Genomic DNA, 320 nt, shown 5'->3' with positions numbered 1-320 from the left:
TTCCCGTCGGGGCTGAAGGCGACACCCCAGACATTACTCTCATGGCCTTTGAGGGTGTGAACCAGAGTGCCATCCAGTTTCCACAGTTTCACCGTGTTGTCAGCACTGGCAGAAGCGATGAATTTCCCGTCAGGGCTGAAAGCCACACCGATGACAGAACTTTCATGGCCTTTGAGGGTGCGAACCAGAGTGCCATCAAGTTTCCACAGTTTCACCGTCTTGTCCCTACTCCCAGAAGCGATGAATTTCCCGTCGGGGCTGAAGGCGACACCCCAGACATTACTCTCATGGCCTTTGAGGGTGTGAACCAGAGTGCCATC

1 protein-coding gene is annotated in these 320 nt (G+C 54.4%); it reads right to left on the bottom strand.

Annotation, left to right across the window (positions count from 1 at the left end; translation table 11 throughout):
* Positions 1 to 320: WD40 repeat domain-containing protein (locus PL9631_RS25620; protein ID WP_331281292.1), on the bottom strand; the 320-nt coding region annotated here is incomplete at both ends.

Origin of the sequence: Planktothrix paucivesiculata PCC 9631, from assembly GCF_900009265.2 — a bacterium.
In the GTDB taxonomy this organism is placed as follows: Bacteria; Cyanobacteriota; Cyanobacteriia; order Cyanobacteriales; family Microcoleaceae; genus Planktothrix; species Planktothrix paucivesiculata.
The sequence above is the reverse complement of the archived record's forward strand: the minus strand, read 5'-3'. Positions and strand labels throughout refer to the sequence as shown.